The following is a 224-nucleotide window of genomic DNA, read 5'->3' on the forward strand; positions in this document are numbered from 1 at the left end:
GAGGAAGTGAAGCCCAAGGATTTTTACAGGGCTGTGTTCCCAGAGGGTAGTTTTGAGAGAGAGGGACATCCAGAAGATGAGAAGTGCAACGGAGTTCTCACTGTGATAGAGGGGGAAAAGGCGAGGAACTATATTGTCTTTGACGAGCTGAACATGATTGATGAGGTCAAGGGGGCAGAGTTCGCTATCATGTCCCCAGTCGGATATTCTGGACGCAACAGGAC

Annotated in this window: 1 protein-coding gene; it reads left to right on the top strand. The window is 49.6% G+C overall.

What is annotated here, in order from left to right; all coding sequences use genetic code 11:
- Positions 1–224: tudor domain-containing protein (locus NE668_RS10110; RefSeq protein ID WP_442806939.1), on the top strand; the 224-nt coding region annotated here is incomplete at both ends.

The organism is Veillonella parvula, from assembly GCF_024461875.1.
In the GTDB taxonomy this organism is placed as follows: Bacteria; Bacillota; Negativicutes; order Veillonellales; family Veillonellaceae; genus Veillonella; species Veillonella parvula_I.